This is a genomic window from uncultured Nostoc sp. (assembly GCF_964245575.1).
Lineage (GTDB): Bacteria > Cyanobacteriota > Cyanobacteriia > Cyanobacteriales > Nostocaceae > Nostoc.
This window is the reverse complement of the sequence record NZ_CAXTNP010000143.1, coordinates 1-19,951: the sequence shown is the minus strand read 5'-3', so window position 1 is coordinate 19,951 and position 19,951 is coordinate 1. Positions and strand designations below refer to the sequence as shown.

The window sequence follows — 19,951 nt, the reverse complement described above, 5'->3', positions numbered from 1 at the left end:
TTTCTCTTCATCTCCCCACTCCCCACTCCCCACTCCCACCTCATCTGGATCAAAAATTAATTTTTATTACAAAACCCCTAGAAAAATTAGCGATTTTCACCTAATATGATTAAAGGTGTGTAAAAAATTGTAAACTTGGTTAATAACCCGGTAAACTTTCTGCTTATAGATGACTTAAGTTTTGCCATCTATAATACAGATACAACCTGTACTTATAAACATTTGGAGATTTGCTCTAATGACCATCGCAGTTGGACGCGCCCCCAGTAGAGGGTGGTTTGACGTTTTAGACGACTGGCTCAAGCGCGATCGCTTCGTATTCGTAGGTTGGTCAGGGATACTATTGTTCCCCTGCGCCTTCCTAGCACTAGGCGGTTGGCTGACCGGTACCACCTTCGTTACCTCTTGGTACACCCACGGGTTAGCTTCATCCTACCTAGAAGGCTGTAACTTCCTAACAGTGGCAGTATCCACCCCCGCCGACAGCATGGGACACTCCCTATTGCTGTTGTGGGGGCCAGAAGCTCAAGGCAACCTCACCCGTTGGTTCCAATTGGGTGGTTTGTGGCCATTCGTGGCCCTGCACGGAGCCTTTGGTTTGATTGGCTTCATGTTGCGCCAATTTGAAATTGCCCGTCTAGTAGGTATCCGTCCTTACAACGCCCTCGCCTTCTCCGCTCCCATTGCGGTATTCGTCAGTGTATTCCTGATGTATCCCTTGGGACAATCGTCGTGGTTCTTTGCACCTAGCTTTGGTGTAGCTGCTATTTTCCGGTTCCTATTATTCTTGCAAGGCTTCCACAACTGGACACTCAACCCCTTCCACATGATGGGTGTTGCGGGTGTATTGGGTGGTGCTTTGTTGTGCGCCATTCACGGTGCCACAGTCGAAAATACCTTGTTTGAAGACGGTGATGGTGCTAACACCTTCCGCGCCTTCAATCCAACCCAGTCAGAAGAAACCTACTCAATGGTGACGGCAAACCGTTTCTGGTCACAGATTTTCGGTATTGCTTTCTCAAACAAACGCTGGTTGCACTTCTTCATGTTGTTCGTGCCAGTCACAGGCTTGTGGATGAGCGCCGTCGGCATCGTCGGTTTAGCACTCAACCTGCGGGCTTATGATTTCGTCTCCCAAGAATTGCGGGCGGCGGAAGACCCGGAGTTTGAAACCTTCTATACCAAAAACATTTTGCTGAATGAGGGTATCCGCGCTTGGATGGCTCCTCAAGATCAACCCCACGAACAATTTGTATTCCCTGAGGAAGTTCTACCTCGCGGTAACGCTCTCTAATATTGAAAGCTAACCATGACTTAAGTTAGGGTTGTGGTTGCCGAGAATTGACACCAACCAGATTAAATAATCTCTTTGGCATAAACCAATAAAGTGTCAATATTCCCCATTCTCCAGTCATCTCCCACCAAAAGGCGGGAGATTTTTTTATTTTTTTATTTATCGTTAATATCTATAAATTTATGTGTTATCTTAGAAGAAGGTTATAAGCCCAGAGCAAATGCTCTGCCCTTTTGAGACTAAGACCGTTTAGGCAACAAGGAGGTGATGCCCATGATAGAAAGTAGTAAATGCATGGGTCATCAGGTTGCAGTTAGCCGGCTGTGTGCCGGGGCTGTTCTCTAAAAGTTAGCCTTAGTTATCTTTGAGATACTAAGTTAGCTCAACTAGCTAGGCAAGCTCGGAGTTCCTTCCGGCAGTCTGGTTGCAATCTGAAGACCCGCTAGACCGCTCTGAGTTAGATCATCTGATCTAATTCAGAGCGGATAGTTTTTTATGGGTAATTTTTAATTTTTAATTTATGAACAGTCGTTTTTGACAACTTCGATGGCGATGGCTGCGGCGGCAAAGCCAACATGTTTAACTTTTATTAAAATAAAAGAAAAATATCTTGCATTAAACCTTGGGGTCTGAGCAGATGTGAGCAATAACGTCTATTTACTAAGTCTGACTTTAAATATACACAGATGCATTATGCTCTAGGTGATCCTCCATCCTTTCTCTATGGAGAATAAAAGGGATTTTATTTGATGAAATACATAATGTGGCGCAAATAATACAACTAGGAATTTTTTGAGATGGCACGACTACTCACTGAGGCGGAAATTCAAGAAAGTGCAAAGGTTCTGTCAGGTTGGACTGTTGAAGGCTCCAAGTTAGAGATTACCGGCACATTCAAGGATTTTATCCAAGCAATTGAGTTTGTCAATAAGCTGGTGGAGCCTGCTGAATCGGCAGGACATCATCCAGATATAGAGATTTCCTACAACAAAGTGAAGATTACACTCACAACACATGATGCAGGTGGACTGACGCAGGCTGACTTTGATTTAGCACAGGCGATTTCCCAAATTAACTAAGTGATTTCTTCTGACATGCAGCACTAGGGAACTGGAAGTCACCGCGAGGGGAGACGCAGCACGTAGCAAGCTTTAAAATTAGAACTAGGGGTTTCGATTTGGAGGGCGCGGTTTTCAAAACCCTTGATTCATAAGCTGGTGTTTGCGATCGCAATAGCAGATAAACTACCCTGCATGAAAGCTTTGCTACTGTGTAGCTGAGTCAGTGTGTTTTAATTGGTGTGCGAATTTTAGTCGGGCTAAGTGCAAAAAGGGATTTTTACTGATAATCTGCTTGTCTAAGCTTTGAGCAATTTAGCCGAAGTAGCGAGCGAATGCCCTAAAGCATACTCCTTGGTTAGATATTTAGATAATTATGTGTGACAGTTATTAAGGCGATCGCTCCAATCTTGCCATCTAGATCCGATGTTTTATAATGTTATGATATAAAGATATGTTTTTGCATAAGTTAATCACATAAGTTTTTAACCCTAAGTTAATCGTTTATTAGCTTTGCAAAAACTAAAATTGTAGTAGTGGCAACTATGCCTCATCCACAGGTTTCAATGAGATGTCGCATTTTTGAGATTTTAGGTGCAACGAATACAATTATCTAAACAAGGTGTGAGGAGTAAAGAGAAGATGTCTAATATATTGTGGAAATCCTTAGTGGTTAGCCCAGCAGTTTTGGGAGCGACATTGTTAGTTTCGGCAACAGCGATTGCGGCTCCAAACAAAACCACTGAAGTATCACCAGGCGCACAACCAGGTCTAACTACTGAAGTTGCCCAACAGCCAGAAATGTTGGCTCAAACAACCATAGACCAAGTTAATCGTTACAGCAACGAAGGCAACCAAAATAACTCTCAGTCTCAAGTAACATCGGTTTCTCAATTTTCCGACGTACAACCCACTGACTGGGCATTCCAAGCATTGCAGTCTTTGGTTGAGCGCTATGGTTGTATTGCAGGTTACCCAAATGCTACTTATCGCGGTAACCGTGCTTTGACGCGTTATGAATTTGCTGCTGGTTTGAACGCCTGTTTGGATAGAGTTAACGAATTGATTGCCACAGCAACAGCTGACTTAGTTACCAAACAAGATTTAGCTACCTTACAACGGTTACAAGAAGAGTTTTCGGCAGAATTGGCAACCCTACGCGGCCGGGTGGATTCCTTGGAAGCGCGGACTGCTGAATTGGAAGCGAATCAGTTCTCCACTACCACTAAACTAGTTGGTGAAGCCATTTTTGCAGTTAGTGATGTGTTTGGGGGTAACACTGGTGACGCTAACAATACAGTCTTCCAAGATCGGGTACGTTTAGACTTGCAAACCAGCTTCACTGGTAGAGACATTTTACACACACGTCTGGCAGCAGGTAATGCACAAGCCTTTTCACTAAGGGATAACGCTAATAATAGTCTCAATGCTCTCGGTGATGCGGAAGGCACACAAACATTTCAAGTCGGTGCTGGCAGTGGTGGCAACAGCGTCAAAATAGACCGATTGACCTATGAAGTTCCCATAGGGCCAGCCCAAGTTTACCTCGCAGCTAGTGGCGGACGACACAGCCATTATGCGTCCGTCAACAACCCTTACTTTTTTGATCAAACTGACGGTGGTAATGGTGCTTTGTCTACCTTTGCTTCTGAAAGTCCCATTTATCGGATTGGTGGCGGTGCAGGTATAGCGCTCAATCTACCCCTTGGTAAAGGTGGCGGTATTTTGGGAAATAGTTCAATCACTGCGGGTTACTTGGCATCGCAAGCTAATGATCCTGGTATTACTAATTTTAGTTCAGGTCTGACCAACGGTAGCTATGCTGCTTTAGGACAGTTGAACTTTAGTGTTGGTGATCGTTTAGCTTTAGCTGCTACCTACGTCCACGGATATAATGGAGTCGGCGGTTCTTTATTCAACTCAGGTTCAACATCAAACCCAGAGATTGTTGCAGTAGGTACTCGACAAGGTAACACTTTACTAAATGCAGGTGAGAGCAACTCCTACGGTGTGTCGGCTGCCTTTAGACCTAGCGACAAGCTATCAATTAGTGGCTTCGCGTCTTACCACGATGTCACCGGCTTCGGTGCAAATGATGATTATGAAGCTTGGAGCTACGGTGCTGGGGTTGCTTTAGTTGATTTCGGTAAACAGGGTAACGTTTTAGGTCTTTTTGCTGGTGTAGAACCTTATTCCCGTAACCGGGCAGTTTTTGCTGGTACTGGTGGTAATGATCTACCCTATCACTTTGAAGGCTTTTACAAGTATCGCGTGTCGGATAATGTCTCAATCACCCCTGGTGTAATCTGGTTGAGCTCTCCCGATCAAAACAGCAATAACGATGATGCGTTTATCGGTACGCTCAGAACAACTTTCACCTTCTAGAGTGTTGACTATCCACCGACAATTTTAAACTCTATTGCTCCCCGCCATTAGGCGGGGCTTTTTGTTTTCCCTAGCAACAATAAATATACACCAGTAGTTAACCGGAGTATACTAGAAAAGTTAGGACTTGTGAATTATAAGTTATGACGGGTTTTATACAACACTTTGCAAGTAAATGAAATACACCCCTCTCCAACCCTCCTTAATACATCAAGTAGGGTGCGCGAGTTGGGTATTGATTGTACCTCACAAATTTAAAATCTGCTGTATGAATAGACCACACTAAGGTGGGCATTAAATGCATACCCTACCAGCGACGAATTTCTAATCATTACAAAAGTGGCGAACCTCTCCTCTGCAAATTCGATAAATTGCAGCACAAAAAATATACCCGCTTGCTATCTGGAACAGCTACTAGCTACCTTGAGGCGTGGGGGTTTCGATATCATGTACTACATTTACTCAAGAGTCATTTGTCATTTCATCCTTAGAGAATTGGAAAGTCGTAAAGTATACTACTCACCTCTGTTTGTTTCGGGGAGAAGCTTTGAAACAGTGGGATCTAGGGGGTTAGCTTTTCGATATTTAATGTTAGGAATAATACTTTTAAAATATCCTTTTAAAGGTGAGGTTCTGCTTTCGATGCTCGTTCCGACGCTCGATTACTCGCTACCGTTGCGCTATCGCTAACGCTAACACCAAGTTCAATAGGTTTGGAAACTCGCTTATCCTGCGGGAACGACAAAGCCGAACAGGACTGGACTTACCAATAACTAATGACTAATAATACTTCGGCTTTTTTCGACTTACTTCGACTACGCCCAACTCGAAGAAGAGGCTTCGCCCTAAGCGTAGCTATGCCGCAGGCTTTACGGCTACGCTGGCTGACAAGCTCAGTACAAGTCGCTCAAGGCAAGTCGCAGTTCGACTGCGCTCACCGTAAACTCAGTACAAGTGACAAATGACTTTTGACTAATAACTAAGGGCGAAATTATGCGAATTGCTCGTAACATTACAGAACTGGTTGGTCGTACACCCCTAGTGCAGTTGAACCGCATTCCTCAAACAGAAGGATGTGTTGCGGAAATTGTGGTGAAATTGGAAAGTATGAACCCATCGGCATCAGTCAAAGATCGGATTGGGGTGAGTATGATTAACACCGCCGAACAAGAAGGGCTGATTACTCCTGGGAAGACAGTATTGGTAGAACCTACCTCTGGAAACACAGGAATTGCCTTGGCAATGGCAGCAGCAGCTAAGGGTTATCGGTTAATTTTGACAATGCCAGAGACAATGAGTGCGGAGCGACGGGCAATGTTGCGGGCCTATGGAGCAGAACTGGAACTAACGCCAGGGATCGAAGGTATGAGTGGGGCAATTGGGCGGGCGCAACAAATGGTTAATAGTATGCCTAATACTTATATGTTGCAGCAGTTTCGTAATCCAGCTAATGCAAAAGTACATCAGGAAACTACAGCCCTTGAAATCTGGGAAGATACCGATGGACAAGTAGATATGATCGTGGCAGGGGTGGGCACAGGTGGTACGATCACTGGTATATCAGAAGTGATTAAAGCACGCAAGCCTAGTTTTAAGGCGATCGCTGTTGAACCATCCAATAGCCCAGTTTTATCTGGGGGACGGCCAGGGCCACACAAAATCCAAGGAATTGGGGCTGGGTTTATTCCCCAAGTTCTTAAGATAAAATTGATTGATGAAGTGATTACTGTCACTGATGAAGAAGCGATCGCTTATGGTCGGCGTTTGGCAAAAGAAGAAGGGCTACTATCTGGCATTTCCAGTGGAGCAGCTTTATGTGCAGCAATTCGCATTGCCCAACGTCAAGAAAATAAGGGACGTTTAATTGTGATGATTCAGCCCAGTTTTGGTGAGAGGTATTTGAGTACACCGTTGTTCCAAGACCTGGAAACAAGGTTAGCCGCTAGCATCAGCTAACGATAAATTTAATTAATGGTCAATTCTAAGCACGTTTCTAACCATTACGAAACTCTCAAAGTTAGTCCAAGTGCAAGCCTTGCGGAGATTAAGCAAGCCTATCGCCGCTTGGTTAAGTTATTCCATCCTGACAGTAATCAGGAAAGTGCCGATCAGGAGCAGATAATCCGCATCAATGCAGCTTATGAAGTCTTAGGCGACAACCAAAATCGCCGCGATTACGACCAACAACTGCAAGATGATTCTCATAAATTAAATAGCGATCGCCAACAGCGTACAGCATCAGCACAAAAGCATTACCAGACAACACGAAAAACTGGACGCGATGTTGACGAGCAAGTTGAGGAATGGCTGCGTCAAGTTTACCAACCAGTTAATCGCTTGCTTTGTACCATTCTTTATTCCTTAGAAGAACAAATGGAGCAATTAGCAGCTGATCCTTTTGATGATGAGTTGTTAGATGAATTTCAGGAATACTTAAAGATCTGTCGAGATGACCTCAAGCAAGCACAAATTACTTTTCGCTCTCTGCCGAATCCCCCTAGTTTAGCAAGAACAGCCGCTCACCTTTACTACAGCCTCGATCAAGTAGGAGATGGACTTGATGAATTAGGTTACTTTCCTTTGAACTACGATGAGCGTTATTTACACACAGGTCATGAACTATTTCGTATAGCTACGAGATTGCACTGTGAGGCACAAGCATCTGTTACATAGTCATTGGGTATGGGGCATGGGGCATGGGTCAATTTCGCTAGATGTCAAATGACTAATGACTAATGACAAAGGACTAAGAAATTAGTTTATGCTGGAAGCAGAGAAAGATTAAGAAATTTTAAATTCTGCTCATAGTGTACTCATGCAATGCATTGTTAATCGCCGCGCCCAGTTTTCGGCAAGTCATCGTTATTGGTTGTCAGAACTGAGTGAAGCTGAAAATATTGAAAAATTTGGTGCTTGCTCTAAATTTCCTGGACACGGACATAACTATGTCTTATTTATCTATCTAGCTGGGGAATTAGATGAATATGGCATGGTGTTGAACTTGTCTAATGTGAAACACGTAATTAAACGGGAAGTTACCAGTCAACTGGACTTCTCTTATCTCAACGATGCGTGGGCAGAATTTCAACAAACTCTGCCCACTACTGAGAATATTGCACGGATTATCTGGCAACGGCTAGCACCTCACTTGCCTTTAGTCCGTGTGCAGTTATTAGAACATCCTGAACTTTGGGCAGATTATATGGGAAACGCAATGGAAGCCTACCTCACCATCAGTACTCACTTTAGTGCCGCCCATCGGCTAGCTCACCCTAACCTCAGTAACGAAGAAAACACTGAAATTTATGGTAAATGCGCTCGTCCCAACGGTCACGGACACAACTACCATCTAGAAGTTACTGTCAAAGGAGAAATTGACCCACGCACTGGGATGATTGTTGATTTAGGTGCTTTGAATCAAGTAATAGAAGATTATGTGGTTGAGCCATTCGATCACACCTTTTTAAACAAAGACATTCCCTATTTTGCCGAAGTTGTACCCACTGCTGAAAATATCGCACTTTACATTAGTGATTTACTGCGATCGCCTATTCAGGAATTGGGAGCTAAACTTTACAAAGTAAAACTGATTGAAAGTCCTAATAACTCCTGCGAAATCTACTGTACTGAATCTGAATCAAATTCAGTCAGCGCCACCGGGAATCAGCCAGTATTAGCACAGGTTTAGCTAATTGAAAATCAAGCATAGGATACAGAGAATTTATATCAACCTAATGCCCAATGCCCACCTAGAAAAGTTTACTAACTAAACAGTTGAAACCAGGTAGCAAAGGACTTGTCAATTCATCTTGAGTAAATAAAGTAACTGCTAGCTTTAATGCAGCTTGTTCACGACGATAAACCTCAACTTTTTTCTGTATAGAATCGCAAATCCAATATTCCTGAACCCCTTGCACCGAGTACAGCTTTAGCTTTGTTTCCTTCTCGCGTTTCTGATTTTTTTCGCCAGGTGACAGAACTTTTACTACTAACTCTGGTGCGCCCGTCAGGTGTCCAGCTTCATCTAGCAAGTATTTTAAGCGTTCATGACTTGCCCATACCACATCAGGGATCACATTGTCAGAATCTGATAAAATAATTCCAGGTGCAATGTCTGGCGACAAGCTGCTTTGCATCTACGCAGCTTTACCTAAACCAGTTTCATCTGACCAAATCTTAATAAATGTAACAATATTGCCACAACTTGATTGATGATCCCAACTAGGTGATTTGGTCACAAATAGTTCTCCATCAATAATCTCATAGCGATTTCTGCGTTCACGAAGTGTCTCGGAACGAGAATCGCCAGCAAATAGTTCTAAGTCAGCAGTCGTCCAACGCACTGGAGTTGTTTGCATAGAAACCCCTTAGCCTTTTTCTAAATCATATTTTAAAAATACCGACGACGAGCGGAATGTCGCAAATAGCGATAAATGCCCCAAGCTAAAACTCCAAAAAAGAGATTTAAGAAAAAGCGACTAATTATAAACCACAAAATATCAGCATCAAAAAGCTTCGACGGACTTAAGGGACTAAGAATGCTGACTAAAAGAAACAGCCCAAAAATAGCATTTCCACCCAGCACGAGGGCAAACAGCACTAAACTCCTCTGCCAGTAACGGTGTTGAGGCGTATGGCCTGAAATCAGGGTAATGGCGGGTTTGCCTTGCACTTTTCGCAGTAATTGTTCCAATCGCCAAAACATCCACAAGAGAAACGGGAATAAACCATAACTCAGGAAACCTAAAGGTAGTGAGTAACGCCAAGCACTAGATAAGACATTAACTAGGGCATGAGAGATTACAGAATTTAGCCAAGCCCTAAAAATGAACTTTTTGTCTCGATTTAACCGAGTGTTGGAGGAAATATAGATTCCTAAAGCATATCCCCAAGGTGCAGAGAACATGGCGTGGACTGGCATACCGATAGTACGGTCTAGAATTGATCCTGTATCGTGGAAAAGGTAAACCCAATTCTCTTCAGCAGTGAATCCAAGGGCAACGGCTATGGTGAAGAGAAAAACGGTAGATGCAAATAATCGATACTTGCGTTGCAGATAGTAGGTTGGGACAACAACCGCTACAATCTTGCAGCCTTCTTCAATTGGGGCTACTTCCACAAGTTGCCGCAACGCTATTCCAAAAAGCGTAGACGTATTGGCAAAGCCTCTCGTAGAGAAGCAGCTTGTCGGCAGACATAGCTTGATTTGATTTGAGTCTACAACCCTGTTGGCTACAATTTCAAAAATCCATTCGAGGCTAAGGGCTAAGATACCAGATATTGCGCCGATGATAAAGAACATCAGCAACTTTAACAGAGGTGGGGCAAATGGCACCCGACAGTAGTAGTAGCCTAGCAGCAGCAAAGGTGGTATTGCTGCCCAGAGCAGTAGAGAGAAATCAACCACTCACCTGAGCGATCGCTGTACGGTGACGGTGGGTATTGTTGGTAATAGTGGGAGTTTGGAAACCCGCCTCAACAATAGCCTGCTCAATGTTCAAAGCAAAATATTCATCTAAATACGGTTCAGTACTTTTGAGCAAAGTCAAAATGTAGGCTGGCATTTTCTTGTAAACTTCAGATTTGGGATTCATATCCATGATTGCCAAGTAGCCACCCGGACGCAGCACGCGCCGCATTTCAGCTAAAATCTGTCGGGTTGCTGATTGGGGTAATTCGTGGCACATCAGGAAAATGGAAACTAAATCAAAAGAGGCATCAGGTAATCCGGTAGATTCAGCTTGGGCATGAAGCCAATTAATTTTAGCTTGACGTTGTTGGGCACGATAATTGGCAACGGCTAAAAAGTAAGGAGATAAATCCAAGCCTGTAATTTTGGCATGGGGATAAACTGCTTGTACGGCAAAGGTACTCAAACCCACACCACACGCCACATCTAGGATGTCTTGGGGTTGATTGGGGATTTGCACTTTGAGGATATCATGGTAACTTTGGCGCAGTTTAGCATCTCCTTCTGCTCCAGCATCTGGCCAAATTCCGGCATGGACAGTACGAGCTGCAACTTCTAGTTCCCAAGCCGCTTTCCAACTGAGGTCTCCACCTTCGTAGGCATGGAATGGCCGCAAGTAGTATTCTGGGTAGGAAAGCTGAGGATTTTCTACTTGAGCTAGATCGGTCGTCCAATCACGCGCCTGTAGTGTTTCGACTTCTTGCGTCCAAGGCACGCCAATTCTTTCGGCACGTTTAATCATCATTTGTCTAGCCTGATGTTTGGCTAGGTTAGCTAAAGGTTTGATTGCCAGTACGCCATTTACCAAGCGGGAAGCGAAGCCAGGAGTCGTATTTACAGCAGCAGTCATAAATTAGTTTGCATTTAACAGACTTTTCTACTTATGACATATTTGTTGGACACCAGTCTAGAAGCAAATTGAATTGTGTAAGTGGGGGAGCAGGGGGAGAAAGAATAACTAATGACAAATGACAAATGACAAATGACAAATGACTAATACCCAATACCCAATTCCCAATGCCCTATTTTGCAGTATTTGGCTTGAGAGCTAACAACATCTCCAATTCACTGGTAGATTTATCAGGGCTAGTAGCGGTAAAACCAAGACCGCGAATGGAACCCAGCATGGTGATAGTATTGGCGTCAGATGAGATTAAACTCTTGATCAAGGGCACAGTTTGAGTTTTGTCCATATCTAAATAGAAATAGCCGCCGTTGGGCTTTTGCAAAGAACCAGTGATGGCTTTGAAGACATCGCTATTGTCGAGAGATGGATTATTACGATCGCCGATCGCTTGAGCAATTGGGCCACCAAGAGCCACAAATACAGTGTCTTGATCTAGCCAACCATGCGCCAATAAAGCTCCCTGTCTGGGAATTTGCCATTCAGTTACGTCTTTCCCACCAATATTTTTATTAGCGATGTTGATTTGTTGTGTTTTGGCAAGGGTATCCAATTTCGTCAAGGTGGCTTCGGCAGTTTTGCGATCGCTAGTATCAAATACTAAAGCACCTCCAAAACCAACATTTGCTAGCACCCCTTGATTAGATGGAATCGTACCAAAGGCAAATTCCCCATTCATCCAGCCAAAAATATCTTTATCCAGGTCAATATTGACAAATTTCAGTTGTCCTCGCACCTGTTCAAGACCTTGTTTCATTTCTGGATAATTTTTTGACTCTTCTACTAGTGTTTCCCAGCCACGGCTGATACCATTTCCGCTAATCAGAGCAAAGGTACCAGTGGGAAATTGCCCGACTATATCTCCAGAACTTGATTGATACTGAAATTTATTTAGTTGTGGATCTAAATTGGCGATCGCTTTTACCCGTACTCCCGCATCATCAACACCAACACCCGCTACCACAGATTTTATCTGCTTGAGTTGCACCAGAGCTTGTGGAGGTAACTGCTTTGCCTGCTGACTTCCGGCTGCTAATTGCTGTACCATACCTGCATAGTCTGGTACATAAATTTGGGCGAGGCTGTTTTTGACATCCACTCCTTTGTTGAGGATGCTGCTTGCACCTTCTTTACTGGCAAAAGAAGACTCTCCTTTAAACGTGTCAATTGCTTTTTCTACAGCTTGCTTTTCGGGTGCTAATACTAAGTGACTATTATTTAAAACGACGCTATATGTCGGCTTGCCATTTTCTGTAGTTTCTATAATTTTTTGACCTTTATAGTCAGATTCCTGAAATTTTACTCCTTTTTGTGATTTTAATTTGTTAGCAAAATTCAAGGCGCTGAGTTTGTCCTTGATTCCTACTACTATCAGGATATTTGATTCCTGCTGTACATTGATTGGTGCATTAGGTGCTTGAGAAGGTGCTTTCAACTGTGCCGATTTAACAGGATTAGGTGGTAATACAGCAATCATTACACTACCAGCCCAAGGCTTTATATCTTTTTCATAAGAAACGTTACTGTCACTGAATATTTGCTTATTGAAATTTTCCAGACCTTTTGCCACTAACTTTTGTGCTTCTGGAGTGCCAAACTGCTGTAACTTTGCCCAGGCTTGAGAGTCAGTAGTAATATAAGTTGCCATCAATGCTGTTGAAGGTACTACTTTAGCGCTGCCTAGAGCGTCAGAGCTACCTGCTGATGGGGCTTTAAAATACATATAAGCTGCTATACTTCCTGCAATAACTACAGCAGCACCAACAGCAGGAATGAAAAACTTGGATTTACTTTCAGGCATTTTGTTATCCTCTTTTGCTCAGATTGTCACCGAGATTTATACAAGTGTCATTGTAGAGTTTTCGGATTTATTAATAATTTCCACACATTGATCGGTATTTACTGATAAAATTAGTAGTCCTATAAGCTAGCAGTCTAAAATAATTACTCTAAAAAATACTTCCACGAGATGGGGAGCGAATCGGCAAATGATATGCTGTTCATTTCAAACAAAATAGCCTGCTCAACAGTGGCAAGCTATCCTAAGTTATAGGACTCCTGTCTGATTTGTAAGCAAAATTTCAGATAAAACCCTGAGAAACGGGCTTTTCAGTCTCAGTATGTTTTCAAAAATAAAATCGCAGTCCTATGTAAGAATAATTAGGAGTGTTTGTAGTTAATAAAAATTTATCGAGTGCAAGAGACTCTTGACTCGATGACAAAAAAGTGCAAAACATCAGTAAAAGTAAATGCGGGAGGGATATGGAAAAAAGTCCAAGGATCGCCAGCCGACCTTCGGAAATTCGGGTGAGATTAATTTCAATCCCCCAATCCCAAAGGGGAATTCTCACCTCCATAATGCCCTGTTGATTTGGGAAATACATTCAGACACCGCTATTTTGCTTAACTACGTCCAGCCAAGCCAGACTTTTCAGGATTACAAGGTCAGTAAGGATCAATGTCGAAGTCTTATTTTGATACAGATAATAACGGACACAAACCTTTTGAGTTACCGGGAGCAAGACCACACTACAACCCCGATCGCCCCGGACAGGTAGAGCATATTTTTCTCGATCTCAGCTTGGATATCCCAAAGCTTTGCTATCAGGGCAGTTGTAGCATTCGCCTCTTACCAATCCGTAATGGCATTGACCGTTTGACTTTGGATGCTGTCAACCTGAATATCGAGTCTGTGCAAGTAGACGAGGTGCCACAAAATTTTGACTACGATGGGGAACAGCTTTCTATCCAACTTGCTGAGGTGAGCCAGATTGGTAAACGCTTGCTGATTGCGATCGCCTATTCAGTCGCAAAACCGCAGCGCGGTCTTTACTTTATTCAACCAGACAAGCACTACCCAAACAAGCCAACTCAAGTTTGGACTCAAGGAGAAGACGAAGACTCTCGCTTTTGGTTCCCCTGCTTTGACTATCCAGGACAACTGTCTACTTCAGAAATTCGCGTTCGTGTCCCCAACCCTCTGGTGGCGATTTCCAACGGCGAATTGATTCATACCACAGAAGATGGTGATTACAAAATCTACCATTGGTCACAGCAACAAGTTCATCCTACTTACTTGATGACTTTAGCAGTAGGTGACTTTGCCGAAATTCAGGATGAGTGGAACGGTAAACCAGTTACCTACTATGTAGAAAAGGGACGGGAGGAAGATGCTAAACGCAGCATGGGCAAAACTCCCCGCATGATCGAATTTTTGAGCCAAAAGTATTGCTATCCATACCCTTTTCCGAAATACGCCCAGGTTTGCGTCGATGACTTCATCTTTGGTGGGATGGAAAACACCTCCACAACACTGTTAACAGATAGATGTTTGCTGGATGAACGTGCCGCTTTAGATAACCGCAATACCGAAAGTTTAGTCGTCCACGAACTTGCGCACCAGTGGTTTGGTGATTTGGTAATAATTAAGCATTGGTCTCATGCTTGGATAAAAGAAGGGATGGCTTCTTATTCTGAGGTGATGTGGACAGAAGAGGAATATAGTCTCCAAGAAGCAGCTTACTATCGTTTATTAGAAGCTCATCGTTACTTAAGTGAAGATAGCAGTCGCTATCGTCGCCCGATGGTAACACATGTTTACCGGGAAGCTATTGAGCTTTACGATCGCCACATTTACGAAAAAGGGTCTTGTGTTTATCACATGATTCGGGCCCAATTAGGAGATGAGTTGTTTTGGCAGGCTATCCAAACATTTGTTCAAGATAATGCCCACAAAACTGTAGAAACAGTAGACTTACTCAGGGCGATTGAAAAGGCTACTGGACGTAATCTTTTATTCCTGTTTGACCAATACGTTTTTCGTGGTGGTCATCCCGATTTTAAAGTAGCTTACTCTTGGGATGGGGATGCTAATTTGGCAAAAATCACGGTAACTCAAACCCAAGCTGCTGAAGGTAAAAATGGCAGTAAGGATTTGTTTGATTTAAAAATACCTATTGGTTTTGGCTATACCCAACAGGAAGAAGTTAGGAGTGAGGAGTTAGGAGTTAGAAATAATTCTAAACTCAAAACTCATAACTCACAACTCAAAACTTTTACTGTCCGGGTAAATGAACGTGAACAAAGCTTCTACTTTCCCCTAGAAAATAAGCCCCAATTTATCAGCTTTGATGTTGAGAATAATTATCTGAAAACAGTAGCATTAGAGTATCCAATATCAGAGTTGAAAGCACAGTTAGAATTTGATCCCGACCCGATTTCACGTATTTACGCAGCAGCAGCTTTGGCGAAAAAAGGTGGATTAGAAGCTATAATTGCACTATCTACGTCGCTAAAAAATGACCCATTGTGGGGTGTGCGTGTGGAAGCAGCGAAACAACTAGCGCAAATCAATTTAGACCAAGCCTTTGATGGCTTAGTTCTTGGGTTAAAAGATAAAAATGCTTACGTGCGACGAGCTGTAGTGGAAGCACTTGCTCAAATCAAAACTGCTGAAAGCTATAAAGTTGTGAAAGGGTTAGTACAAAAGGGCGATCCTAGCTATTATGTGGAAGCAGCAGCTTCTCGTGCGATCGGGGCGATTGCATCTGCGAACTTGGAAGAAAAAGCCAAGGAAGACAAGGTATTAAAGCTGCTGAAATCCGTTTTACAAGAGAAGGCGGGTTGGAATGAAGTAGTGCGGAGTGGTACAGTTGCCGGTTTAGCTGAATTCAAAACCTCGGAAGCAGCTTTAAATCTCCTGATAGAATATACCAAACTCGGTATACCACAACCTCTACGTTTAGCCACAATTCGCGCTTTAGGAAAGATTTCTGTAGGTCAAAGTCCGGTTAATTTGGAACGGATTTTAGAAAAATTAACAGAACTAGCCAAAGAAACCTTCTTTTTAACGCAAGTGGCGGTAGCAGCAGCATTAGGGCAAATGGAAACAGCCAAAGCAGTGGGGATTTTGCGATCGCTAGTTGAACAAACAGCCGATGGGCGTGTACGTCGCTATGCTGAAGAAGAAATTTCTAAAGTGCAAAAGAATATTGGTTCAGAAAAAAACCTGCGTCAATTGCGTGAGGATTTCGACCAACTCAAACAACAAAATCAGGAATTGAGAAGCCGTTTAGAAAACTTGGAGGCAAAATCTAAATAGCACTATACGATGGTTAAAAGTAGCTAATTGGTAATTGGTAATTGTGACCAAATCACTACCAATTACCAAATTTATAGCAGTTATAAATAATCATTATGTTATGAGTCGCGGGTTGATTCTTCCACCTAACTATACAATTTTAAGACTAGCCCTTTCAAGGTGATTAGTAAAATAAGATTGTTTTTCTCAGCGCTCTCTGTGCCTGGAGCGGTTTAAAAGTAATTTCTTTAACCGCTCCGGGCACAGATAACACAGAGATAAGAGGTTAAAGAAGAATTTATAAACTAAAATTTCCACTCACCTTGAAAGGGCTAATTCTAGGACTTACGCATTGACAACAAATGCCAAATATGTATGAGTTTAAAAACCACATCTTTCGTAAGGACACAGCATAGTCTATTTACGATCGCAGGATAATTAAGAAATGCCTGAAACAACCTCAAGATAGTTAATTCGCATCACGATGTATTTGTACAGTGCGTAAGCCCTAAATTCGTCCTACAAGAAACCGAATTGTTTATAAATTGCTGATTTTTAGAGCGGGAGCAGAAAGCTTCTCGCTCTACATTAGTGTCAGAATGGGCTGTAATTACAGTTACCGCAGTAATACCATTTCTTTGTGAGGCTGTACCAAACCCTTTTAACTTCTTACTTTGTGTCCTTTGCGTACTTTGCGTCCTACCCTGTGCGAAGCCGCTTTGCGTCTATGCGGTTCGTTTTTCTTTCTTCTCTTCTTATACTTAAATATTTTTTAGCGCATCTTCATACAGAATTAGTATAACCTGTCTGACTTTTACGGTATCTGGAAAACCTCTCTCCTAAAAGGAAAGAGACTTTGATTCCCCTTTCCCTCGTTGGGAAGGGGGTTAGGTTAATCGTTAGCTTTTGCACATGGTCTAAATTGTCAAAGTAACCTGTGGTGCTTTTTTCTCAACTTCATTCATTATGGACGAGTGTTTTAGAAGACCATCATCACAGAAGTATTCAGGCAAAGCTAAATGGGTGGTTAAGACAGTCTGAAATTTTAAAATGATTAAATTCAACACAGTAATAGTACTACTACTCAATATAACTGTTAGTAAATAAAGTTACTTACTATTGCAGTTTATTTAAATTTGCATAATTAGATATAGAATTTATATTCTTATAAAGAATGGTTAAGAAAAGATAAAATCATCTAAAAGTTGGATAAGTAGTTGTAGTTTTATAAAGTATAATTAAGAAAAAGATAAACAAATGTAGGTAGTAACAGATGCTAAAATCACCACGAACAGTATCCCAAAAGGGTAGAGTTCTAGTTGTTTTAGACAAAACACTACCGCTATCCTGAACTTACAACTAACTTGTGGGTTAGGAGAAAAACAATCATTGTAAATTTTTCAGTTGAAGAGGCAAATAAAGGCGTGGGTCAGTATCAACCTGCTCTGCTAAAACTCTATAATCCAGAGGCGATCGCTCGCTACTATAGTTACCGTCCCTGGCTAGCCTGGGGACGACTCCTGAGAATTATCTTCTCTTTTGCGGGATTTATCCTTAGTCTCAAGTGGGACGAATGGCAAGATAAAGTTGAGCAGAATAAGGGTAAACGAGCTATCCAGTTGCGAGAACTGCTCACCCGCCTCGGCCCGACCTTTATTAAAGTTGGTCAAGCCCTCTCTACCAGGCCTGACCTAATACGTAAGGATTTTCTAGAAGAACTGATCAAGTTACAAGATCAGTTACCACCTTTTGATAATGCGATCGCTTACCAAATTATCGAAACTGAACTAGACCGTCCAATTCATGAAAGCTTTAGCGAACTGTCGCCTAACCCAGTAGCAGCAGCTAGCTTGGGTCAAGTATACCGTGGTCGTCTGATCAGTGGTGAAGAAGTCGCAGTGAAGGTGCAACGCCCCAACTTACGCCCGACTCTCACACGCGACCTCTATTTATTGCGGTGGGGGGCAAGTTGGGTAGCTCCCTGGTTACCCCTCAATCTCGGTCACGACCTAACTTTAATCGTGGACGAGTTTGGCACGAAGTTATTTGAAGAAATCGACTATATAAATGAAGGGCGCAACGCCGAAAAATTTGCTAGCAACTTCCGCAATGACCCAGAAGTAAAAGTTCCAGGCATTTACTGGCGTTACACTAATACCCACGTTTTAACCCTGGAATGGATTGACGGCTTCAAGTTGACAGATACTAAGCGCATCCGGGAAGCAGGATTAGATCCAGAAGCGATTATCCAAATTGGCGTTACTTCAGGTTTGCAACAGCTTTTAGAACACGGCTTCTTTCATGCTGACCCTCATCCCGGCAATTTGTTTGCTGTACCCGATGGTCGGATGGCTTATATTGACTTCGGCATGATGGATCAGTTGGGGGAAACCACCAAAGAAACACTGGTGGATGCACTGGTGCATTTGGTGAATAAAGACTACACCGACTTAGCCGAAGATTTTGTAAAATTAGGATTTCTGACTCCAGACACGAATATTTGCCCGATTGTGCCAGCATTAGAAGCGGTGTTGGGAAACGCCATTGGCAAAAATGTCAAGGATTTTAATTTCAAAACTATTACCGATGAATTCTCGGAACTGATGTATGAATATCCTTTCCGAGTCCCGGCGAAGTTTGCTTTGATTATTCGTTCCTTGGTGACTCAAGAAGGTATTGCCCTGAGCCTCAACCCAGATTTCAAAATTGTTGAGGTGGGTTATCCCTATATAGCACGGCGCTTGCTGACAGGGGAATCGCCAGCATTACGGCGACGATTATTGAATGTGTTGTTTAAAGATGGTAAATTTCAGTGGCAGCGATTAGAGAATTTAATTGCGATCGCTCGTACCGATAACAACTTTGATGTATTGCCCACAGCCCAGATGGGGTTCCAATATTTAATGTCAGAAGAAGGTAAATTTCTGCGGCGACAGCTGGTGCTTGCTCTCACCGAAGATGACCGCCTCCACACCGAAGATGTCCAACGCCTGTGGAACCTGGTTAAAGATGACTTAAAACCGGATCGTTTATTAAATGTAGCGATCGGCATTTTAACAGACTTATCCAGGGAAGGCGCAGCTGCTATCCTGCCAAAAACTACATTCCTTGCGCCTTTTGCTGGGAATCAGTCAACAAACAAAAACTAAAAAATCTTTAATATAAATCAGGAGTTTTCATGTACTATTTCCCTCTGCAACCGCCTTATTTTTTGTTACTTGTTGGCTTTATGACAGCATTAACATCTGGTTTGGCATTATCTGGCACTTTGAAAGTAATTGTACAGAAATGGCCAAGCGATGCCTACGGCAACCCCTCCGGTGTACGTACAGAAAATACTAAACCACGTTCCTCACTGAAACAATTACTTGTGCCATTTATCGGTATAACTGGCGGTACTTGTCTATTTCTGTCTTCAGGCTTGGAGATATTTGGCTTTCCCTCCTCCTTGGCTTTAGGAGTCGGTCTACCAATTAGTCTCTTTACTTGTTTATTAGTTTGGTTGCAGTTGGGAAGTATGATGACCTTTATAGAACGCGAAGGTATGCAATCTTTAGATTTAGATTCTATGCCATAATTTAAAATAATATGGTAACAGCGCTTTTCAAGTAATTTAACTACCATTACTCCCTACTAGCCGTCTCAGTCATGGTCTAAATACCTAAAAATAGCTGTAAGTTATTATTAACAGGACTGTATTGAGATATCAGGGTAAGCGCATCTAATTTTGTGCTTAAGAATACAGATTGTTTTACTGAAG

General features: G+C 42.6%; 13 protein-coding genes and 1 pseudogene. 10 read left to right on the top strand and 4 right to left on the bottom strand.

Annotated features, from left to right (window positions below; genetic code table 11):
• The first annotated feature begins 238 nt into the window (after positions 1 to 238).
• The 7 genes from psbD (at position 239) to ACFFAP_RS21705 (ending at position 8,425) form a co-directional block, all read left to right on the top strand.
• Positions 239 to 1,294, top strand: coding sequence for a photosystem II D2 protein (photosystem q(a) protein) (gene psbD, locus ACFFAP_RS21735; protein WP_100900373.1), 1,056 nt, complete (start codon positions 239 to 241; stop codon positions 1,292 to 1,294).
• Between the two features lie 797 nt (positions 1,295 to 2,091).
• Positions 2,092 to 2,373, top strand: a complete 282-nt coding sequence (locus ACFFAP_RS21730; RefSeq protein WP_375513163.1) for a 4a-hydroxytetrahydrobiopterin dehydratase — start codon at positions 2,092 to 2,094, stop codon at positions 2,371 to 2,373.
• A 621-nt stretch (positions 2,374 to 2,994) separates the two neighbouring features.
• Positions 2,995 to 4,737 (top strand): iron uptake porin, encoded by a 1,743-nt coding sequence (locus ACFFAP_RS21725; RefSeq protein ID WP_375513162.1) that lies wholly within the window; start codon positions 2,995 to 2,997, stop codon positions 4,735 to 4,737.
• A gap of 776 nt (positions 4,738 to 5,513) precedes the next feature.
• Positions 5,514 to 5,702, top strand: a complete 189-nt coding sequence (locus tag ACFFAP_RS21720) for a hypothetical protein (RefSeq protein WP_375513161.1) — start codon at positions 5,514 to 5,516, stop codon at positions 5,700 to 5,702.
• A gap of 28 nt (positions 5,703 to 5,730) precedes the next feature.
• The gene (gene cysK, locus ACFFAP_RS21715; RefSeq protein WP_375513160.1) at positions 5,731 to 6,693 is read left to right on the top strand and encodes a cysteine synthase A; all 963 of its coding nucleotides are present in this window, start codon (positions 5,731 to 5,733) and stop codon (positions 6,691 to 6,693) included.
• 15 nt (positions 6,694 to 6,708) lie between these two features.
• A complete protein-coding gene (locus ACFFAP_RS21710; RefSeq protein WP_375513159.1) occupies positions 6,709 to 7,410 on the top strand; it encodes a J domain-containing protein in 702 nt (233 codons plus the stop codon).
• Between the two features lie 142 nt (positions 7,411 to 7,552).
• Positions 7,553 to 8,425, top strand: a complete 873-nt coding sequence (locus tag ACFFAP_RS21705; protein WP_375513158.1) for a 6-carboxytetrahydropterin synthase — start codon at positions 7,553 to 7,555, stop codon at positions 8,423 to 8,425.
• A 61-nt stretch (positions 8,426 to 8,486) separates the two neighbouring features.
• On the opposite strand, the pseudogene ACFFAP_RS21700 reads toward ACFFAP_RS21705, so the two are convergent.
• From ACFFAP_RS21700 to ACFFAP_RS21685, 4 genes and pseudogenes are all read right to left on the bottom strand, one after another.
• Positions 8,487 to 9,095, bottom strand: a pseudogene (locus tag ACFFAP_RS21700) (Uma2 family endonuclease).
• Positions 9,096 to 9,127: 32 nt separating this feature from the next.
• On the bottom strand, positions 9,128 to 10,144 hold the full coding sequence (locus ACFFAP_RS21695) for a PrsW family glutamic-type intramembrane protease (RefSeq protein ID WP_375513157.1): 1,017 nt from the start codon (positions 10,142 to 10,144) through the stop codon (positions 9,128 to 9,130).
• Positions 10,137 to 11,057: a class I SAM-dependent methyltransferase gene (locus ACFFAP_RS21690; protein ID WP_375513156.1), complete on the bottom strand. Its 921-nt coding sequence runs from the start codon at positions 11,055 to 11,057 to the stop codon at positions 10,137 to 10,139. Before ACFFAP_RS21690 ends, ACFFAP_RS21695 begins: the two co-directional genes overlap by 8 nt.
• A gap of 172 nt (positions 11,058 to 11,229) precedes the next feature.
• Entirely contained in the window at positions 11,230 to 12,912 is a 1,683-nt protein-coding gene (locus ACFFAP_RS21685; RefSeq protein ID WP_375513155.1) for a DUF3352 domain-containing protein, read from the bottom strand.
• Between the two features lie 657 nt (positions 12,913 to 13,569).
• Between ACFFAP_RS21685 and ACFFAP_RS21680 the strand changes: the two genes are divergently transcribed.
• The 3 genes from ACFFAP_RS21680 (at position 13,570) to ACFFAP_RS21670 (ending at position 19,768) form a co-directional block, all read left to right on the top strand.
• The gene (locus ACFFAP_RS21680; protein WP_375513154.1) at positions 13,570 to 16,212 is read left to right on the top strand and encodes a M1 family aminopeptidase; all 2,643 of its coding nucleotides are present in this window, start codon (positions 13,570 to 13,572) and stop codon (positions 16,210 to 16,212) included.
• Between the two features lie 1,403 nt (positions 16,213 to 17,615).
• Positions 17,616 to 19,340 carry an ABC1 kinase family protein gene (locus ACFFAP_RS21675; protein WP_375513153.1) on the top strand — a complete coding sequence of 575 codons (1,725 nt, stop codon included), beginning with the start codon at positions 17,616 to 17,618 and terminating at the stop codon, positions 19,338 to 19,340.
• 29 nt (positions 19,341 to 19,369) lie between these two features.
• The gene (locus tag ACFFAP_RS21670) at positions 19,370 to 19,768 is read left to right on the top strand and encodes a hypothetical protein (RefSeq protein ID WP_375513152.1); all 399 of its coding nucleotides are present in this window, start codon (positions 19,370 to 19,372) and stop codon (positions 19,766 to 19,768) included.
• Positions 19,769 to 19,951 lie beyond the last annotated feature (183 nt).